Genomic DNA, 16410 nt, shown 5'->3' with positions numbered 1-16410 from the left:
TAATTCAGGCGTAACGCTATCGGGAAGGCACGGGCCAACACGTGATTAGAGCAATCCGCGCAGCGCGCGCAAGCCACTGAATCCGTTGGATATAGTCTCTGTTCGGGTCTTACCGGGATTGAGCGGGAAATGTTGCGTAGTGCCTTTCACCGGCACCACTGCATCAAAGGCCAGGTCTCCGACCTGGCCTTTTTGCATTTCCGGGTTTGGAACGCCGACACTGGCAGCCATGCCCGCCCCTTTGCACCCCTCGCCTCCCGACACCCCGCCCACGCGCCTGCGCTCGTTGCAGCCGGATGATGCTGTCGCCTGGTCGCGCTATCTTTCGCTGCCAGGCGTGACCGAACACACCAGCTGGGGTGACGTTTCTCCAGAAGCACTACGCCACCTGATCAACAGCTACGCAGCCTCGCCGGTCGACCGGCGCTGGGCACTGGTCGATGCAGACAACCTGCTGATCGGCACCGTAGGCCTGAACGGAATCGATCTTCAGCATCGCCGCGCCGAGCTCGCGTACGATCTCGATCCCCGCTGGCAGGGCCAGGGACTGGCCACGAACGCGGCGCGTGCCGTGCTGGCCTGGGGACGCACTACACTGGCGCTCGTCCGCATCCAGGCCACGGTGCTGGACAGCAATACCCGTTCGATCGCCGTGCTGGAACGCATCTGCATGCAGCGCGAGGGACTGCTCCGCGCTTATCGCCAGGTCCGCGGCCAGGCCGCTGACTTCTGGATGTACGCGCACATCGAGAACACCGCGTCATCGTGCTGAAACACAACAGCAACCACTGACAACGTTGCCAATGGACGCAGCGCACACTTTTCTTGCAAGCCTCACGTGCATCTGCCTATCTTGAGGGCAGCCGGACCTGGGGGCGGGGGAATGCATGACGTTGCGTGCTGCACTGTTTTTTCTGGTCACGCACGCGCTTGTCATTGCTCTGATCGGCCCTCAGGACCCGATAGGTTCCTTCCTGCTGTTGATGGCTGCTCCCCTGCTGGCGGCACTGGCATGTGTGCGGCGTGCCCGCGACAGCCGGGCCGCCTGCAAGTGGCGGCTGCTCGGCTTCGCCGTCGGCCTGTTCTCGATCGCCTTGCTGGCCCAGCTGTATCGCATCGCGGATGGCGGCGGGCAGGCACAGATGCCACTGTCGTCGCTGATCCTCTACGTGTTCTACCGGATACCGCTGACCTACGTGGCGGCCAGCCCTGGGGGCGGCAACCGCTACGTGCGCGCCGTGGACCTGTCGATCATTGCCCTGCTCTGGCTGCTGTACTACGTACACACGCGGGCGCTGGCGCACCTGGATGCAGCCCTGTGGATGCAGGGTCTGAACGCGATGAGCACCGTGCAGAACGGTCTCGTATTCTGCTTCGCGCTGATCCGCTTCCTGGCCGAAGACAATGCCGATCGGCGTGACTTCTTCCGTACCCTGACGACCTATGCGCTGGGCTATTTTCTGCTCGCGTTCTACATCAATCACTACCAGCCCCAGGTGCCCGACGGCGGTTGGGGCGACCTGCTGATCAGTGGCCTGTTCGTACTGCTGGCAGTGATGGCAGGCAGCCCATGGCGGCCGCCTGCGGTAGTGGTGTCGCGCAATCTGCGCCGCGTCGTCGATGCTGGTGTTCCATTGATGCTGCCCCTGTTGCTGATGATGGTGGCACTGCTGGTCTCACGCCTGCATCCAACACTGGCGATCGTCGGCTTCATCGGCGCCATGTTGGGTTACGCGTTGCGCAGCGTGCTGACCCAGGTCGAGATCCAGCGCCAGCGTGACGAACTGGAAGCACTGGCCCGGCGCGATCCATTGACCGGGTTGGGCAATCGGCGCAACTTCGACGAATCCCTCGGCAGTGCCCATCGCCGCGCACGCCGCCAAGGGCTGGGCCTGGCCGTGCTGATGATCGACATCGACCATTTCAAGCGGCTCAATGACACCTATGGCCACCCGGAAGGTGACCGCCGGCTGCGCGCGGTGGCCGGGATCCTTGATGGCTGCCTGCAACGCGGTGACGACCTGCTGGCCCGTTATGGCGGCGAAGAGTTCATCGCCGCCCTGCCCTCGCCCGATATCGCTCATGCCCTGAGCCTGGGTGAACGGTTGCGCGCGGCAGTCGAAGCCGCTGGCCTGCCGGCGGCCGAAGCCGTCGTCACCATCAGCATCGGCGTGGCCTGGCAGGCCGCCGGCGAGAACGGCGATCCGCGCGACCTGGTCGACCGCGCCGACCAGGCCCTGTACCGGGCCAAGCACGCCGGGCGCAACCGTGTGCACGGCGCCCCGGCCGCCACGGCCGGGAGCGAACGGCCCGACCGGCGCGCCTAGACCGCGCGCAGCACCGCTGCCCCGTGCAGATGCCCGGCCGCGCCCTGCACGCGGAAACCGGCCACGGTGTGCAGCAGCTGCGCCGACTGCTCCTCCATGCTGCGCGCCGCCGCCGACGCCTCCTCGACCAGCGCTGCGTTCTGCTGGGTGCCCTGATCAATCAGGTCGACCGCATGGTTCATCTGCTGGATGTCGTCGCTCTGCTGCTGCGCGGCGGTACTGATCTCGGTCATCAGATCGCTGACCCGACGCACGTTGACCACGATCTCGTCCATGGTCCGGCCGGCACTCTCGACCTGGGCGGTACCAGCGCCGACGTTGGCGACCGACTCGTCGATCAGGTGCTTGATCTCCTTGGCCGCGCTGGCCGAACGCTGCGACAGCTCGCGGATCTCGGTGGCGACCACGGCAAAGCCACGGCCGTGCTCGCCAGCACGTGCAGCCTCCACCGCTGCATTGAGCGCCAGGATGTTGGTCTGGAAGGCGATCCCGTCGATCACGCCGATGATATCGACGATGCGCCGCGACGAGGTGTTGATCACCGCCATGGTCTCGACTACTTCATGCACCACGCTGCCGCCCTTCGCCGCGACATCGGCAGCACCACCGGCAAGCTGGCTGGCCTGCCGCGCATTGGTGGCAGTGCGCTGCACGGTCTCGGCCAGCCCCTTCATCGACACCGCGGTTTCCTCCAGCGAGGCCGCCTGCTGCTCGGTACGCTGCGACAGGTCGCTGTTGCCCTGCGCGATCTCGGTCGCGCCCACCGCGATGGTGTCGGCGGCGAACTTGATCTGGCCGATGATGGCCGCCATTGCCTCGACCAGCGAGTTCACGCCCTCGCACAGCTCAGCGATCGGGCCACGCTTGTCGGCCGTGGCCACGCGCTGGGTCAGATCGCCGCCTTTGGCCGCCGCCACCACTTCACGGGTCTGCGCCACCGCCCGCTGCATGGCCTGGTTTTCATGTACCTGCGCGGTGATGTCCGTAGCGTATTTGACGACCTTGAACGGCTTCCCGTTGAGGTCAAGGATCGGGTTGTAGGACGCCTGGATCCAGACCTCGCGCCCGCCCTTGCCCAGGCGCCGGTACTGCCCGGCATCGTATTCGCCTCGTCCGAGCTTCTGCCAGAACTGCCGGTACGCTTCACTGCTGCGGTGGTCGGGCTCGACGAACAACGAGTGATGTTGCCCACGCACCTCGTCCAGGCTGTAACCGGTGGTGGCGAGGAAATTGTCGTTGGCCGAGAGGATGCGACCATCCATGCTGAACTCGATCACTGCCTGCGACTTGCCGATCGCCGCCAGCTGCCCAGCGGAGTCCGCCGCCTGCAGCTTCTGCGCGGTGATGTCGGTGGCGAACTTGACCACCTTGTAGGGGCGTCCCTGACGGTCCAGCACCGGGTTGTACGAGGCCTGGATCCAGATCTCACGCTGGCCCTTGCCGAAGCGCCGGTATTGCCCGGCGTCATACTCGCCGCGCCCCAGCCGCGCCCAGAAGTCGCGGTACTCGGTGCTGCCGGCGTGCTCTGGATCGACGAACAACGAATGATGCTTGCCCTGGATCTCTTCCAGCCGATACCCCATTGCCTGCAGGAAGTTGTCGTTGGCCTGCAGGATGGTGCCGTCGAGCCCGAACTCGATGACCGCCTGCACGCGGTGCAGCGCCGCGACCTGCGCCTCAAGCTCGGCGCGGTCGTTCGCCGCCAGCTCGGTACTGGGCCGATGCCGGGGAGCCAACGCACCCAACAGCGCGCGCCAGGGAGACCAACGGGTATGCAGCTCGGCCGGCGCCTGCGCGCCCGCCGTGAAGCCTGGAATGAGCATTGTCTGATCCTCGGTGTCCGGTAAGCGGTTGCGATCCGACGGGCGGGATGCCCGGCGGCAACATCAGTTGCCTGGGACTACAGGTGCCGGCTGGCACCCCTCGAGCGGCTGGCAAGAACGTCTGGTGCGGGCGCGATCAGCATCTGGGAGCGGCGGAACACACGGCGCAGGCCGCCCATCGGGGGCAGCCGGGGGTCCTGCAGCGGGTGACTGGAGCGGGATCCAGAGGGGATATCGGCGATGCAGTCGGCGGCTTTAACCGGATTCCGCGACGCCCGTCGCATCTCCATGCTTTGCCGCAGGAATGCGGTAGACAATCGCCGTGTACTTCACGCCCTGCTCACGCCCGGCAGGCACGCCGCCAAGCGATTCGACCAGGCGCCGGCTCGGCGCGTTCTGCTCCGCCACCGGGTAGCGGAATGCCGCGCATCGCAGATGCGCGGAGGCCCGCGACCACACCGCCGAGACGGCTTCCCGGCCGTAGCCCTGCCCATGCATCGCCTCGCTGATCCAGATGCCGAGTTCGGGCTCGGCGTCTCTGCTGCGATGAAGGCCGGCCAAGCCAAGGAAGGCGCCATCGTCACGCCGGCGGATGACGAAGGTGATGTCCGTGCCCGAGGCGATGGTTGGCAACCACGCCTGCCAGACCACAGCGAAGGCCTCCTTCGACGGCGGCGGCTCGAACGCCATGTAACGGGTCAGCCCCGGCGTGATCGCTGCGAATGCCTCATCCGCATCCGCGGCCGTGAAAGGCCGAAGGCGCAACCGCGCGCTATCTATCATCCAGTTGCCGGATGTCATGTCATGCACCACCTGTCCATTGAGCACAGCCTCGCCCAGCAGACTGATGCAGCGCAAGGCAAAAGGGTTTACATGACCAACGGGAGGTCCCCGGATACAGGGAAACGGCCAGCATGCAGTGACCTGCAGGACGTTCACGGACACGGAGATCAACATGCTTCCACGCTTGGCCAGCTACCTCTTCCTGGGCCTGTGCAGTACCGGCGCCCTGGCTGCCGATGCCAGCTACCGGCCGACCTTCCATCCCGACCAGCTGAAGGGCCCACCCGCCGGGCGCCCGAACGAGGTGCTGGTGTTGGGCAGCCCGCATCTGTCCAGCCTGCCGAAGACCTTCGAACCGGCGATGCTGGAGCCACTGCTGAAGCGGCTGGAGGCCTGGCAGCCCACCGCGATCGCGGTTGAGAACCTCTCCGGCCTGCAGTGCGATTTCATGCGCCGCAATCCGGCCCGATACGCAGAGAGCGTAGCGGACTACTGCGTCGATCCGGCGCCGGCACAGGCCGCCACCGGCCTGGACGTTCCCAGCGCCAACGTGGAAATGGAACGCCTGCTTGCAGATTGGCCGAAGGCGCCAACCGCTGCCCAGCGGCGCCGATTGGCTGCAGTGTTCCTGGCCGCGGGCGAAAGCAGTTCGGCAGTCGTCCAATGGCTGCGGCTGCCCAAGGAAGAGCGACGTGCCTCCGACAGCCTGACACCGGAGCTGGTGCAGTTCCTCGACACGCGCATGGCCCGCCGCAACGAGGCCGGCCTGGTGGCCGGGGTCCTTGCCGCACGCCTGGGGCTGGAGCGCGTGTGGTCGGTCGACGACCACACTGCGGATTCGCCGACGCCGGCATCCCAGCAGAAGGCCTATGCAGCGGCCATCCGGGGCGCCTGGGATAATCCCGTCGTCAAGGCACGCAGGGCGGCTGATGAACGGCTCGAAGCCAATCTTGCCCAACCGGACGGACTGCTCGCGATGTATCGCGCCTACAACACACCCGAGACCGCGATGGTGGCCTACAACAGCGACTTCGGCGCGACGCTGGTCGAGCCCTCGCCAGAAGGCTTCGGCCGCAACTACGTAGGCTACTGGGAAACCCGCAACCTGCGCATGGTCGCCAACATGCGCGACGTACTCGGCCAACAGCCGGGTACCCGCATGCTGACCATCGTCGGTGCCTCGCACAAGGGCTACTACGAGGCCTATCTCAACCTGATGCACGACGTACAGCTGATCAGTTCGGATGAAGTGCTGCGTTGACGTCAAGCCGGTCGGCTGCGGTATCTTGGATGCAACTTCAACCACTCCACGGAAGGAACCCATAATGAAACAACGCATTTCCGCCGTACTCTTTGCCATAGGCCTGGCCGGTGCCGCGCAGGCCTCGGCATGCGATCTCACTCTCGACAGTGGTGGTAACCTTGCTGCCGCAGTGGCCACCGCACCTGGCAAGAAAATCTGCCTGCGGCCTGGCACCTACGTCACTGGCCCTGCACCACTGGAAGTTCCCTCTGGCACGACCATCGAGGGATTGGGTGCGAGCATGGCCGACGTCTTGATCTCCGCCCATGGCTCCCCACAGAAGGCGATCGGGCTCGGCAGCGGCACCATGCTGCACAATTTCACGTTGTCCACCGGTGCAGGCGGAAACTTCGGTGTACTGGCCTATCATCAGGACCGCATCATCATCTGGAGCCTCGATATCGTCGGCTTCCAGATCAGCACTGGTGTCGTGGGCGGGAAAGGTGTGGATATATGGGACACCTTCATGCGTGCCAACGGCATAGCAGGCAACAATGTGGCGGACCCAAATCTGTGGATCACAGATTCCCGCGACGTCACCATTCTCTATGGGCAGCTGACCGGCCGAAAGGATGGCCCGGGGGGCGATGGCGAGATGGCCATCTACAACTCGAGCAACGTCATGATTGATGGCGCCCGCGTCATCGACTCCGGCGCCAGCGCCATCTATCTGGTGAACTGCGTCGACTGCACCATCAAGAACTCGGTGATCGAACGCCCTGGTGAATGGGGTATCGACGTCGTACAGGGTTCACAGCGCTTTCTTGCAGAAAACAATGCTGTAAGCGGTGCGAACTATGGTGGGGCGGTGTTTGAGACATCGGGCGGTACCACGGCCACATTCCGCTCCAACCGGTTCATTCAGAATCGTCGCTTGGGTGTTGGAAACTGCAACGGCATCAATGCAAAGGGTGGTGTTGCAGGCGTTCTATCGACAGGTAACATCTCTTTGCCTTCAGGTGATCTCTGCGCCTTCCCGTGAAGCATGGGCCTGAGCATCAAGAGTATGAGGCGGTACCTCCTTCCGGCCCGCCCGCCACAACACGATGCTGGCCCCGCCGATACAGGACAGCGTGAACACCAGCAGGGCGATGGCACCGCCCTGCAGCACCGGCAGCAATGCCTGCGCGTGCAGATCGTCGCGCACTTCTTCCAGACGCAGGCAGGCCGCCAGCGCAAGGCACCAGCCAACCATCGCCGGGGCGTAGGCCCGCATCGCAACCGGGTTCCAGACCTTCATGGGATCACCTGCATGAGTGGATGTGCGCGCAGTATTCGCGCGTGTCCTCTCACAGGCTGAGATCAGCCTTCGGCCGCATCCGCGTCGTCGCCGGGCAGCTCACTGGCCTCACCCTGCACCTGCACGTTGTTGCGTCCCATCGCCTTGGCCCGGTAGCACTGGGCGTCGGCGGCGGCCACCGCCTGGTCCACGCTCATGCCGCCCGCCAGCGGCGCGATGCCGATGCTGGCCCCGACATGCAGGCGGTCCTGGTCCCACGGAATCGACAGCGACGCAAGGGTATGCAGCAGTTCGCCGCCGATACGCGCGGCACGCCGCGGCGTACAGCCGGACAGGATCACCGCGAACTCATCCCCCCCCAGCCGTGCCACCACATCCGAATCACGCACGCCATGGCGCAGCACGCTGGCCACCGCCCACAGCACCGCATCACCGGCCAGATGGCCCCAGGTGTCGTTGACCGGCTTGAAGCGATCCAGGTCGATGTACATCAACGACGCGGCCTGGCCCGTGCGCTCGACACGGGTGATCGCCTGCTGCAGGTGCACCTCGAAGCCGCGGCGGTTGCTCAGCTCGGTCAACGGGTCGATTTCGGCCAGGTGTCGCGCCTCGCGCTGGCGTGCACGCTGCTGGGTATCGTCGCGCAGCACCCACACCGCACCGCGTACATGGCCTTCGTCATCGCGAAGCCAGGCGCGGGTCAGGTCCACCGGTATGGTCGCCGTGCCCAGCCGCAACAGCAGGTCGGCATGCAGGTCCACTGCGTTGCTTTCCGGATCCAGCAGCACCGAGACATCCAGCACCGATCCAGGCGCGTACTCGGTGGTCAACGCCAGCACGTCCTGCACCTTGTGCCCGGCCAGCGACAGCGCACCATCACCGGCCAAGGTACGCACCGCGGCCGCATTGGCATAGTCGATGCGGCCATCGAGGCTGACACTGAGCACCAGGTCGGCGACCGCATCAAGAGTAATGCGGCTGCGCTGCTCACTTTCGAACAAGCGCTGCTCGCTGCTGCGCTGGGCGCTGATGTCCTGGATCTGCGACACGAAATGCACAGGCTCACCACGCTCGCTGCGCACCAGCGAAACCGACAGCCGCGCCCAGATCACCTTGCCGTCGCGATCGAGGTAACGCTTCTCCAGGTGGTAGTGGCTGCGCCGCCCGGCCAGCAGATCCTGCACCAGAGCCAGGTCGGTCTGCAGGTCATCGGGGTGGGTCAGGCGCTGGAAATCAACCTGCAGCAGTTCTTCGCGTGGATAGCCGAGGATCCGGCACAGCGCGTCATTGACGTCCAGCCAGCGCCCTTCCAGCGACACCAGTGCCATGCCCAATGCAGCCGAGGTGAACGCACCGGCGAACTTCTCCGCCGACAGCCGTGCTTCGGCGCGCGCCTGCAGGATCTCGGTGATGTCGATCGCCATGCCGACGTAGCCGATCCGCGTGCCGTCGGCGCCATCCATGCGGCTGATCGACAGGCGGACCTGGCGTGACTGGCCGTCCTTGCGGCGCAGCGTCCATTGCCGCGAATAGGTCTGCCCATCGGCACGGGCACTGAGCGCCTCGAACACGCCAGGTACCTCGCCGTCGTCGCCCGCCAGCGGCTGCAGCCAGGCGCTCAGCTCGTCCGGGTCATGGAACGCATCCAGGCGCCGATGGCCAACCACCTCCTCGGCGGCGTAGCCGAGCAGGCGCTGTGCGCCGGTATTGAACAGGGTGATGGTGCCGTCGATATCGGTGGCGATCACCGCAACCTCGTCGGAGGCGTCGACCACCGCCTGCAGTCGCTGCCGGGTCTCGGCCGCATCCTGGCGTGCCTGCTGCAGTTCGGTCACATCAGCATGCGCACCGGCCATCCACAGTGGCCGCCCCTGCCCGTCCCATTCGAACACGCGGCCACGGTCGTGGATCCACATCCACTGGCCGTTCTTGTGGCGCATGCGCAACAGGCAGACGTAATTGTCGCTGCGGCCCTCGAAATGGTCCTCGAGCGCCGCATCGGACAGGGCGATATCGTCGGGATGGACCAATGTCAGGAAGGTCTTCTGGCACACCGGCTCCAATTCTTCCAGCCGGTAACCGACGATCTCGGCCCAGCGCGCGTTGACCCGCATCTCGCCGGTCTGCACGTTCCATTCCCAGGTGCCGGCGGCGGTGCCGTCGATGATCATCGCCAGCCGGCGGCGTTCTTCAGCCAGCTCCTGCAGGCGCCGCTCCAGCAGCCCGTTGCCGTTGCTTCCCTGGCCGGCCATCAACCCGTTCCCCGGGACGCGCAGGCAGCCTCCGGCCGCAGCAGGGCGCTGCAGACGTCAATGAAGACGACGGGTCGTGCTGGCGTCATGGCCCTCCCCAGAGACAGCGGGGAGGCCACACGCCCCCCTCAGGCGCAAGTGTGCGCAATCACGGGGAAAATCGACAAGTCCCCCGCCCCGGATCAACCGTGACGGGGGACACGCTCCTCAGCTGCGCTTGGCGCGGGCGAAGGCGTCTGCCAGGGCATTGTTGGCCGGCGCCGCCGACTGGCCACCACGGCCGCCATTGCCCGGGCTGCGGTTGGGGCCACGGTTCTGGCCACCCGCGTCACGACGTGGCCCCTGGCCCTGATTGCGCTCATCGCGCTGGCCCGGGCGGCTGGTGGCCTGGCCGGGGGTGTCGTCCAAGCGCCGGGTCAGGGCGATGCGCTTGCGCGCCACGTCCACCTCCAGCACCTTCACCTTGACGATATCGCCGGCCTTGACCACGTCGCGCGGATCCTTCACGAACGTATCGGAGAGCGCCGAAATGTGGATCAGGCCATCCTGGTGCACGCCGATATCGACAAAGGCGCCGAAGGCCGCAACGTTGCTGACCACGCCCTCCAGCACCATGCCTTCGCGCAGATCCTTGATGTCCTCGACGCCCTCGGCGAAGCGGGCGGCCTTGAACTCCGGACGCGGATCGCGGCCCGGCTTTTCCAGTTCCTTGAGGATGTCGCGCACGGTCGGCACGCCGAAGGTGTCGTCAGTGAACTGTTCTGCCTTCAGGCCGCGCAGGAAGCTGCCATCACCGATCAGCGCCTTGATCGGGCGCGCGGTGCTGGCAACGATGCGCTCGACCACCGGGTAGGCTTCCGGGTGCACCGCCGAGGCATCCAGCGGCTGGTCACCATCGGCGATGCGCAGGAAGCCGGCGCACTGCTCGAAGGTCTTCTCGCCCAACCGCGCGACCTTCAGCAGGTCCTTGCGACGCTTGAACGGGCCGTTGTCGTCACGATGGCGCACGATGTTCTCGGCCACCGTCGCTGACAAGCCGGACACGCGCGACAGCAGCGCGGCCGAAGCGGTGTTCACGTACACGCCAACCGCGTTCACGCAGTCCTCCACGCGTGCGTCCAGCGCCCGTGCCAGGCGGTACTGATCCACGTCGTGCTGGTACTGGCCAACGCCGATCGCCTTGGGCTCGATCTTCACCAGCTCGGCCAGCGGATCCTGCAGGCGCCGGGCGATCGACACCGCACCGCGCAGCGACACGTCCAGGCCCGGGAATTCCTTGGCCGCGAACTCCGAGGCCGAGTACACCGAAGCACCGGCCTCGCTGACCACCACCTTCTGCAGCTTCGGGTTGGCCGCGGCCTTGATCGCCTCTCCGGCCAGCTTGTCGGTCTCACGGCTGGCGGTGCCGTTGCCGATCGCGATCAGTTCCACGTTGTGCTTGGCGCACAGCTGCTTGATGGTCTGCAGCGACTGCTCCCACTGACGGCGGGGTTCGTGCGGGTAGATGGTGTCGGTGGCGACCAGCTTGCCGGTGGCATCGACCACGGCGATCTTGCAGCCGGTACGGATGCCCGGGTCCAGCCCGAGCACGGTCTTCGGGCCAGCCGGAGCCGCCAGCAGCAGGTCCTTCAGGTTGTCGCCGAACACCGCGATGGCTTCGGCCTCGGCCTTTTCGCGGGCCTGGTTGAACAGGTCCAGCAGCAGATGGGTATGCAGCTTGGCGCGCCAGGTCAGGCGACAGGCATCCAGCAGCCAGCGGTCGCCAGCGCGCCCCTGGTCGGCAATGCCGGCCTTGCGCGCCACGCGGCCTTCCGCGTACTGGTGGCCAGCCTCGGCATCGCTGCCCGGGTCCAGCTCCAGGAACAGGATTTCCTCGCGGCGTGCGCGGAACAGTGCCAGCAGGCGGTGCGACGGAATCTTCGCCAGCGCTTCGGCATGTTCGAAATAATCGCGGTACTTGGCGCCTTCGGTTTCCTTGCCCTCGGCCACGCGGGCACGGATCACCCCGGTTTCGCCGAGCCAGGTACGCAGTTCACCGACCAGCGCGGCGTCTTCGCCCCAGCGCTCCATCAGGATCGCGCGCGCGCCTTCCAGCGCGGCCTTGGTGTCGGCCACGCCCTTGTCGGCGTCGACAAAGGTGGCGGCGAAAACCTGCGGGTCCTGCGTCGGGTCGGTCAGCAGGCCATCGGCCAGCGGTTCCAGGCCGGCCTCGCGGGCAATCTGTGCACGGGTACGGCGCTTGGGCTTGTACGGCAGGTACAGGTCTTCCAGCCGGCTCTTGGTATCGGCGGCCAGGATGTCGTTGCGCAGCTCGTCGCTGAGCTTGCCCTGCTCGCCGATGCTGGACAACACGGCGGCGCGGCGGTCTTCCAGCTCACGCAGGTAGGTGAGGCGGGTTTCCAGGTTGCGCAGCTGGGTGTCGTCCAGGCCTCCGGTCACTTCCTTGCGGTAGCGCGCGATGAACGGGACGCTGGCGCCCTCGTCGAGCAGGCCGACAGCGGCGTGTACCTGGGTGGACTGGGCACCGATCTCGTCGGCGATGGTCTGGGCGATCTGCTGGGCGAGCGCGCTCTGGGCGTTCTTGGCGTCGTGCATTGCTTCAGGTCTGTGCCGCGATACGGGAAGACCCCATTCTGGCAATCCACGACGGAGCCGGACAAGGCATTGACAGGGGGCGAGGTTCAGCGGCGGGACCGGATTGGACGCCGGCATCCTGGCAAAGAGAGGGCTCGGACTGGCCCTGGGCTGGGATGCCGGCGCGGGCGCACGATGGTGGGCGCGCCCTGCCGCATGTTGCGAAGGTCAGCGGTAGTGGCGGGCGGCACGCTGCATGACGATCTCGTCACGCATGCTTTCCAGGGCCATCAGGCGGACCTTGCCGACACCCTGCAGTTCCATGAACCGCTCCGTGTAGAACTCCGGCCCCAGCGCGGTGTCGGCGCGGGATTTGCTGAAGCCGTAGGGCACCACGCCCTTCTCGCCATCCTTGCTACCACCGACATAAAGAACGATTGCCATGTGATGTCTTCCTCCAAATTGCTACTGCGTACTGCGCTCGATGAGCGATGCTGCGAGCTCATCGAGAGAGAGCTTACCGCGTCGAACCTGACTGGAACGTCACGAAGGCTAATGACGATCGGTTGCATGCAGATGACTGCGGGATCGCAGCAGAATGCTTACGGATCTTTAACTTCCGACTAACGAATCGGGGGTTTCCAGCCAACGGCGCAGCCCCTCGTGGTTGGTTTGGGATGATCGCGGAAAGCCGGTTTCCTGTGAGCTGGCCGGGTGGGTGGGGCTGGCGGGGACGCCGTGAACCCAACCCGACCGACCAGCGCGAGGGTTTTGTATTTGACGACCGAGCATCACCGCCCACGAGGGGCTGCGCCGTTGGCTGGAAACTACGGCCACCAGCCGTGCCCGAACCGGGCGAAATGATCGGCCGCGCGCTCGAACGGGTTGCGCGCACTCACCCCGCCGCACAGCAGGTATACCGGCAGGTACAGCGGCCCCAGCACCATGTACTGGTAGACGTGCGCGCGTTCGTGGTCATCCAGCCGGATCAGCGGCTCCACGCCCCACCCCGCCTGATGCGCATAGGTGCGGCAGGAGATGCCCAGGTCATGACCGGTATGCAGGATCACGTTGCCCAGGGTGATCGCCCCGCCTGGTCCCCACGGCCAGCGGTCGAACACCAGTGCGCAGTCACGGCCGCTCCAGCGTAATGTCGCGCCACCGAGCATGCCGGCCAGGCCACCGATCACGCCGAGCAGGGAATTGGGGGACGTCCAGACCGCGCCCAGCACCTGCAGCGCGCGCAGCCAGATCGGCCAGGGCGTCACGGGAGTCTTCAATCTGCCTCGTTGGGAATCAGCAGCCACAGGATCAGGTAGACCAGGATGCCAGGGAAGGCCGCCGAGCCGATCGAGACCAGCACGAACACGATCCGCACGAGCGTGGGGTTCCAGCCGAAGCGGTGGGCGATGCCGCCCATCACGCCGGCAATCATGCGGTCGTTCAATGAACGCGACAGCGTGCGCGGCGTGGTGTTCATGGCGGTTCTCCTGGGCTACGGGAAAAAGCAGTCGAGCACGGCTCGACTTTACACCGCCCCTATGTCTACGGCGTGCGGTGGCGCAGGGCCTGCAGGCGTGCGCCGAACCAGGCGGCCGCGGTCTGTTCAGGCTGCCCCGGGCACTGGATGCGGTAGGGCTTGCCGCTCATGCTGCTCTGGCTGGCCGCACGCTCGATGAACTGCTCGGCGCTGTCCACCATGCCCTTCTTCAGCAGGTAGTCGTACTTGCGCTGCAGGTGCGCGCGCGCATCGCTGCCATCGTGCCAGCTGCCATTGCGCTGGAAGCGGCATTGGGAGCCGTCCAGGCTGGAGATCAGCTGCGCGATCTCCCGTTGCGCCTGCGGGCCGGGAGCGGCATGGGCGACAGGCGCTGCCAGCAGCAGCGCAGCAAGCATCATCGAAATCCGTTGCGACATCATCATTCTCCAGGCAGTCGAGCAAGCTCGACTCTACAAAAGCGAAGCAAGCCTTACACGTCGCGCGCTTTCAGCCAGCCATCGATCGTCGCCGGCACTTCGCGTTGTGCACGCCCGGAAACATAGATACCGATGTGCCCGCCGCGGAAACTGGACTCGGTGTAATCGTCAGTGCCCAAGCGCCCACGCATCGCACGCGAGGCATCCGGCGGCACCAGATGGTCCTGCTCGGCGTAGATGTTCAGTACCGGCAGGGTCACCTTCGACAGATCCACCGCCTCCTCGCCAATCCGCACCGTGCCGTTCACCAGCCCGTTGCCCTGGTAGAACTGCTTGATGAAGTCGCGGAACGCTTCGCCCGCCAGATCTGGTGAATCGAAGATCCACTTCTCCATGCGCAGGAAATCCTCCAGCGCCGCCTTGTCATCGAGGATGTCGAGCAGGCCGACGTACTTCTGCACGTTCAGGCGGAACGGCTTGAGCATCAGGTAACTGGCATTCATCAGATCAGCCGGGATGTTGCCAAGCGTATCCACCAGCAGGTCTACATCCACCTGCCGTGCCCAATGCGAAAGCATGTTGTCGGCGGTGTGGAAATCGACCGGGGTGACCATGGTGATCAGCTTGCCCAGCTTCTGCCGGCGCAGCGCGGCGTAGCAGAGTGCGAACACGCCGCCCTGGCAGATGCCCAGCATGTCCACCGGACCGCCGCTGCGCGCACGCAGCGCATCCACCGCGCCATCGATGTAGCGCAGCAGGTAGTCCTCCAGGGTCTGGAAGCGCTCGGAGCGGTCCGGGTAGCCCCAGTCCAGCACGTACACGTCCTGGCCCAGCGCCAGCAGCTTCTGCACCAGCGAACGGTCGGCCTGCAGATCGACCATGTACGGCCGATTGACCAACGCGTAGACGATCAGCAGCGGCGTGCGCCGGGTCGGCGCCTGTTCGCCGACGAAGCGGTACAGCACCACCTTGCCATCGCGCCAGACCTCCTCGCGGGCTGTCACGCCGTAATCAACATCTTCGACCTGCGGCAGCAGCTTCAGCCCTTCCATCAGCTTGCGCTGCATGGCCAAGGTTTCCTGCATCAGGTCATCGGCGTTGAAACCCAGCGGCCCCTTCATCGGTCACGCGCCCGAGTGGAAGTACGAGGTGCGGCCTTCTTCGCAGACGACTTTTTCGCAGGCGCCTTCTTTGCGGGCACCGTCTTCTTCGCAGCCTTGCGCGCGGCCGGCTTCACCTTCGCCGGCGCCGGTTGCGCCACCGGATCCACCTCGGCGGTACCGGCCAGCACCGCCACCTGTGCCTGCAGGCGGCGCAGGCTGCGCTCCAGCTCGGCGATACGGCGGTGTGCGGCGTCCATCTCGCTGCGGGTCGGCAGGCCGATTCGTTCACTCATCTGTTCCACCTCGCGCTGCAGGCCGGCGCGCAGGCGCATCTGTGCATTGCCCAGCGCGGCATACACCTGCTGGAACGGTTCGGACATGGCGACCTTGGCGTAGGCCTCCTCGGCCACTTCGATCCACAGGTCGAACATCGCCCGGGCGCTGGTCAGCTGGCTGCCCGGCTGCTCGTGCTCGGCCAAGCGCTGCTCGAACAGCGCAAAGGCCTCGTCCAGTGCCTGCTTGATCTGATCGACGTAGGCGCGTGAATGCTGCTGGTATTCATCCTGCGCACGCAGCAGGGACTGCCAGCGCGCCTGGTGCTCGCGGCCGGGGCCGAACGCCGGGCTCTGCAGCCACGGGCCGGCCTGCAACTGGAACTGCTGCAGCCACGCGGCGAACTCGGGCACGGCGGCGCCGGCGTGGGTGCTGCCACGGGCGCCCTGCAGCATCCACTGCAGCATGCCATCGCCCTGCCCCTGCACCGCCTCGCGCCAGGCCTGGGCCACTTCGGCGCTGCTGGCATCGCGGCCGGCGAAGCGCGCAGCCACTTCCTGCATGGTGCCGTACCAGCTGCCCGCCTGTTCGCGGAAGCGGCGCACGGCATCTTCCGGTGCACCCGGTCCCTGCTCGGGCAGCAGCTGGCCCCACCAGTCGAACAGGCGCCGCCAGCTGCCGGGGTCGTCACCGGCCGGTGCACCCGGGGTGGACGCGTGACGCAGCGCGTCGCCCCAGGCGCCGAAGTACTGCCGGGCCAGGGTCTCGAAATCACTGCTGCCGGGGTCGTGGGCCGAGCTGGTCATCGCAGGCCT

The 16410-nt window shown here is 66.0% G+C and carries 16 protein-coding genes; 4 read left to right on the top strand and 12 right to left on the bottom strand.

Going from position 1 to position 16410, the window contains the following annotated elements; all coding sequences use genetic code 11:
- Positions 1-45: 45 nt before the first annotated feature.
- Positions 46-231 (bottom strand): hypothetical protein, encoded by a 186-nt coding sequence (locus DI041_RS03805; RefSeq protein WP_136638185.1) that lies wholly within the window; start codon positions 229-231, stop codon positions 46-48.
- Here DI041_RS03805 and DI041_RS03800 point away from each other — a divergent pair.
- Positions 230-772: a GNAT family N-acetyltransferase gene (locus DI041_RS03800; protein WP_136638186.1), complete on the top strand. Its 543-nt coding sequence runs from the start codon at positions 230-232 to the stop codon at positions 770-772. The genes DI041_RS03805 and DI041_RS03800 overlap by 2 nt on opposite strands.
- A 115-nt stretch (positions 773-887) precedes the next feature.
- A complete protein-coding gene (locus tag DI041_RS03795) occupies positions 888-2327 on the top strand; it encodes a GGDEF domain-containing protein (protein WP_136638187.1) in 1440 nt (479 codons plus the stop codon).
- Here DI041_RS03795 and DI041_RS03790 read toward each other — a convergent pair.
- Positions 2324-4150 (bottom strand): methyl-accepting chemotaxis protein, encoded by a 1827-nt coding sequence (locus DI041_RS03790; RefSeq protein ID WP_100468853.1) that lies wholly within the window; start codon positions 4148-4150, stop codon positions 2324-2326. The two genes, DI041_RS03795 and DI041_RS03790, sit on opposite strands and share 4 nt — an antisense overlap.
- Before the next feature lie 255 nt (positions 4151-4405).
- Complete coding sequence (locus DI041_RS03785) at positions 4406-5107, bottom strand: GNAT family N-acetyltransferase (protein WP_248298420.1); 702 nt, start codon at positions 5105-5107, stop codon at positions 4406-4408.
- Here DI041_RS03785 and DI041_RS03780 point away from each other — a divergent pair.
- Both DI041_RS03780 and DI041_RS03775 read left to right on the top strand, forming a co-directional pair.
- Positions 5106-6194 carry a DUF5694 domain-containing protein gene (locus DI041_RS03780; protein WP_136638188.1) on the top strand — a complete coding sequence of 363 codons (1089 nt, stop codon included), beginning with the start codon at positions 5106-5108 and terminating at the stop codon, positions 6192-6194. The two genes, DI041_RS03785 and DI041_RS03780, sit on opposite strands and share 2 nt — an antisense overlap.
- Positions 6195-6258: 64 nt before the next feature.
- Positions 6259-7218, top strand: a complete 960-nt coding sequence (locus DI041_RS03775) for a right-handed parallel beta-helix repeat-containing protein (RefSeq protein ID WP_046986759.1) — start codon at positions 6259-6261, stop codon at positions 7216-7218.
- On the opposite strand, the gene DI041_RS03770 is transcribed toward DI041_RS03775, so the two are convergent.
- The 9 genes from DI041_RS03770 to phaE all read right to left on the bottom strand — a co-directional run bounded on the left by DI041_RS03770 (position 7192) and on the right by phaE (position 16401).
- On the bottom strand, positions 7192-7476 hold the full coding sequence (locus tag DI041_RS03770) for a hypothetical protein (protein ID WP_046986760.1): 285 nt from the start codon (positions 7474-7476) through the stop codon (positions 7192-7194). The genes DI041_RS03775 and DI041_RS03770 overlap by 27 nt on opposite strands.
- A gap of 62 nt (positions 7477-7538) precedes the next feature.
- Positions 7539-9728 carry a PAS domain S-box protein gene (locus DI041_RS03765; protein ID WP_136638190.1) on the bottom strand — a complete coding sequence of 730 codons (2190 nt, stop codon included), beginning with the start codon at positions 9726-9728 and terminating at the stop codon, positions 7539-7541.
- Positions 9729-9935: 207 nt separating this feature from the next.
- Positions 9936-12323, bottom strand: coding sequence for a Tex family protein (locus tag DI041_RS03760; protein WP_046986762.1), 2388 nt, complete (start codon positions 12321-12323; stop codon positions 9936-9938).
- A gap of 207 nt (positions 12324-12530) precedes the next feature.
- Entirely contained in the window at positions 12531-12746 is a 216-nt protein-coding gene (locus tag DI041_RS03755; RefSeq protein ID WP_006374014.1) for a hypothetical protein, read from the bottom strand.
- Positions 12747-13129: 383 nt separating this feature from the next.
- Positions 13130-13582 (bottom strand): hypothetical protein, encoded by a 453-nt coding sequence (locus DI041_RS03750; protein ID WP_046986295.1) that lies wholly within the window; start codon positions 13580-13582, stop codon positions 13130-13132.
- Positions 13579-13782, bottom strand: a complete 204-nt coding sequence (locus DI041_RS03745; RefSeq protein ID WP_006374017.1) for a PspC domain-containing protein — start codon at positions 13780-13782, stop codon at positions 13579-13581. The genes DI041_RS03750 and DI041_RS03745 overlap by 4 nt, the downstream gene beginning before the upstream one ends.
- A gap of 65 nt (positions 13783-13847) precedes the next feature.
- Positions 13848-14219: a YfeK family protein gene (locus DI041_RS03740; RefSeq protein WP_136638191.1), complete on the bottom strand. Its 372-nt coding sequence runs from the start codon at positions 14217-14219 to the stop codon at positions 13848-13850.
- Positions 14220-14272: 53 nt separating this feature from the next.
- Positions 14273-15340, bottom strand: a complete 1068-nt coding sequence (gene phaC, locus DI041_RS03735; RefSeq protein ID WP_046986294.1) for a class III poly(R)-hydroxyalkanoic acid synthase subunit PhaC — start codon at positions 15338-15340, stop codon at positions 14273-14275.
- On the bottom strand, positions 15337-16401 hold the full coding sequence (phaE, locus tag DI041_RS03730; protein WP_136638192.1) for a class III poly(R)-hydroxyalkanoic acid synthase subunit PhaE: 1065 nt from the start codon (positions 16399-16401) through the stop codon (positions 15337-15339). Before phaE ends, phaC begins: the two co-directional genes overlap by 4 nt.
- Between the last annotated feature and the right edge of the window lie 9 nt (positions 16402-16410).

This window comes from Stenotrophomonas maltophilia (assembly GCF_004920835.1).
Classification (GTDB): Bacteria; Pseudomonadota; Gammaproteobacteria; order Xanthomonadales; family Xanthomonadaceae; genus Stenotrophomonas; species Stenotrophomonas maltophilia_AQ.
This window is presented reverse-complemented; position numbering and strand designations above follow the sequence as displayed.

Excerpts from the sequence above, each read along its gene's own strand:
- DI041_RS03800 (WP_136638186.1), top strand. The coding sequence starts at position 230 with ATGCCCGCCCCTTTGCACCCCTCGCCTCCCGACACCCCGCCCACGCGC.
- DI041_RS03805 (WP_136638185.1), bottom strand. The coding sequence starts at position 231 with ATGGCTGCCAGTGTCGGCGTTCCAAACCCGGAAATGCAAAAAGGCCAG.
- DI041_RS03795 (WP_136638187.1), top strand. The coding sequence starts at position 888 with ATGACGTTGCGTGCTGCACTGTTTTTTCTGGTCACGCACGCGCTTGTC.
- DI041_RS03790 (WP_100468853.1), bottom strand. The coding sequence starts at position 4,150 with ATGCTCATTCCAGGCTTCACGGCGGGCGCGCAGGCGCCGGCCGAGCTG.
- DI041_RS03780 (WP_136638188.1), top strand. The coding sequence starts at position 5,106 with ATGCTTCCACGCTTGGCCAGCTACCTCTTCCTGGGCCTGTGCAGTACC.
- DI041_RS03785 (WP_248298420.1), bottom strand. The coding sequence starts at position 5,107 with ATGTTGATCTCCGTGTCCGTGAACGTCCTGCAGGTCACTGCATGCTGG.
- DI041_RS03775 (WP_046986759.1), top strand. The coding sequence starts at position 6,259 with ATGAAACAACGCATTTCCGCCGTACTCTTTGCCATAGGCCTGGCCGGT.
- DI041_RS03770 (WP_046986760.1), bottom strand. The coding sequence starts at position 7,476 with ATGAAGGTCTGGAACCCGGTTGCGATGCGGGCCTACGCCCCGGCGATG.
- DI041_RS03765 (WP_136638190.1), bottom strand. The coding sequence starts at position 9,728 with ATGGCCGGCCAGGGAAGCAACGGCAACGGGCTGCTGGAGCGGCGCCTG.
- DI041_RS03760 (WP_046986762.1), bottom strand. The coding sequence starts at position 12,323 with ATGCACGACGCCAAGAACGCCCAGAGCGCGCTCGCCCAGCAGATCGCC.
- DI041_RS03755 (WP_006374014.1), bottom strand. The coding sequence starts at position 12,746 with ATGGCAATCGTTCTTTATGTCGGTGGTAGCAAGGATGGCGAGAAGGGC.
- DI041_RS03745 (WP_006374017.1), bottom strand. The coding sequence starts at position 13,782 with ATGAACACCACGCCGCGCACGCTGTCGCGTTCATTGAACGACCGCATG.
- DI041_RS03740 (WP_136638191.1), bottom strand. The coding sequence starts at position 14,219 with ATGTCGCAACGGATTTCGATGATGCTTGCTGCGCTGCTGCTGGCAGCG.
- phaC (WP_046986294.1), bottom strand. The coding sequence starts at position 15,340 with ATGAAGGGGCCGCTGGGTTTCAACGCCGATGACCTGATGCAGGAAACC.
- phaE (WP_136638192.1), bottom strand. The coding sequence starts at position 16,401 with ATGACCAGCTCGGCCCACGACCCCGGCAGCAGTGATTTCGAGACCCTG.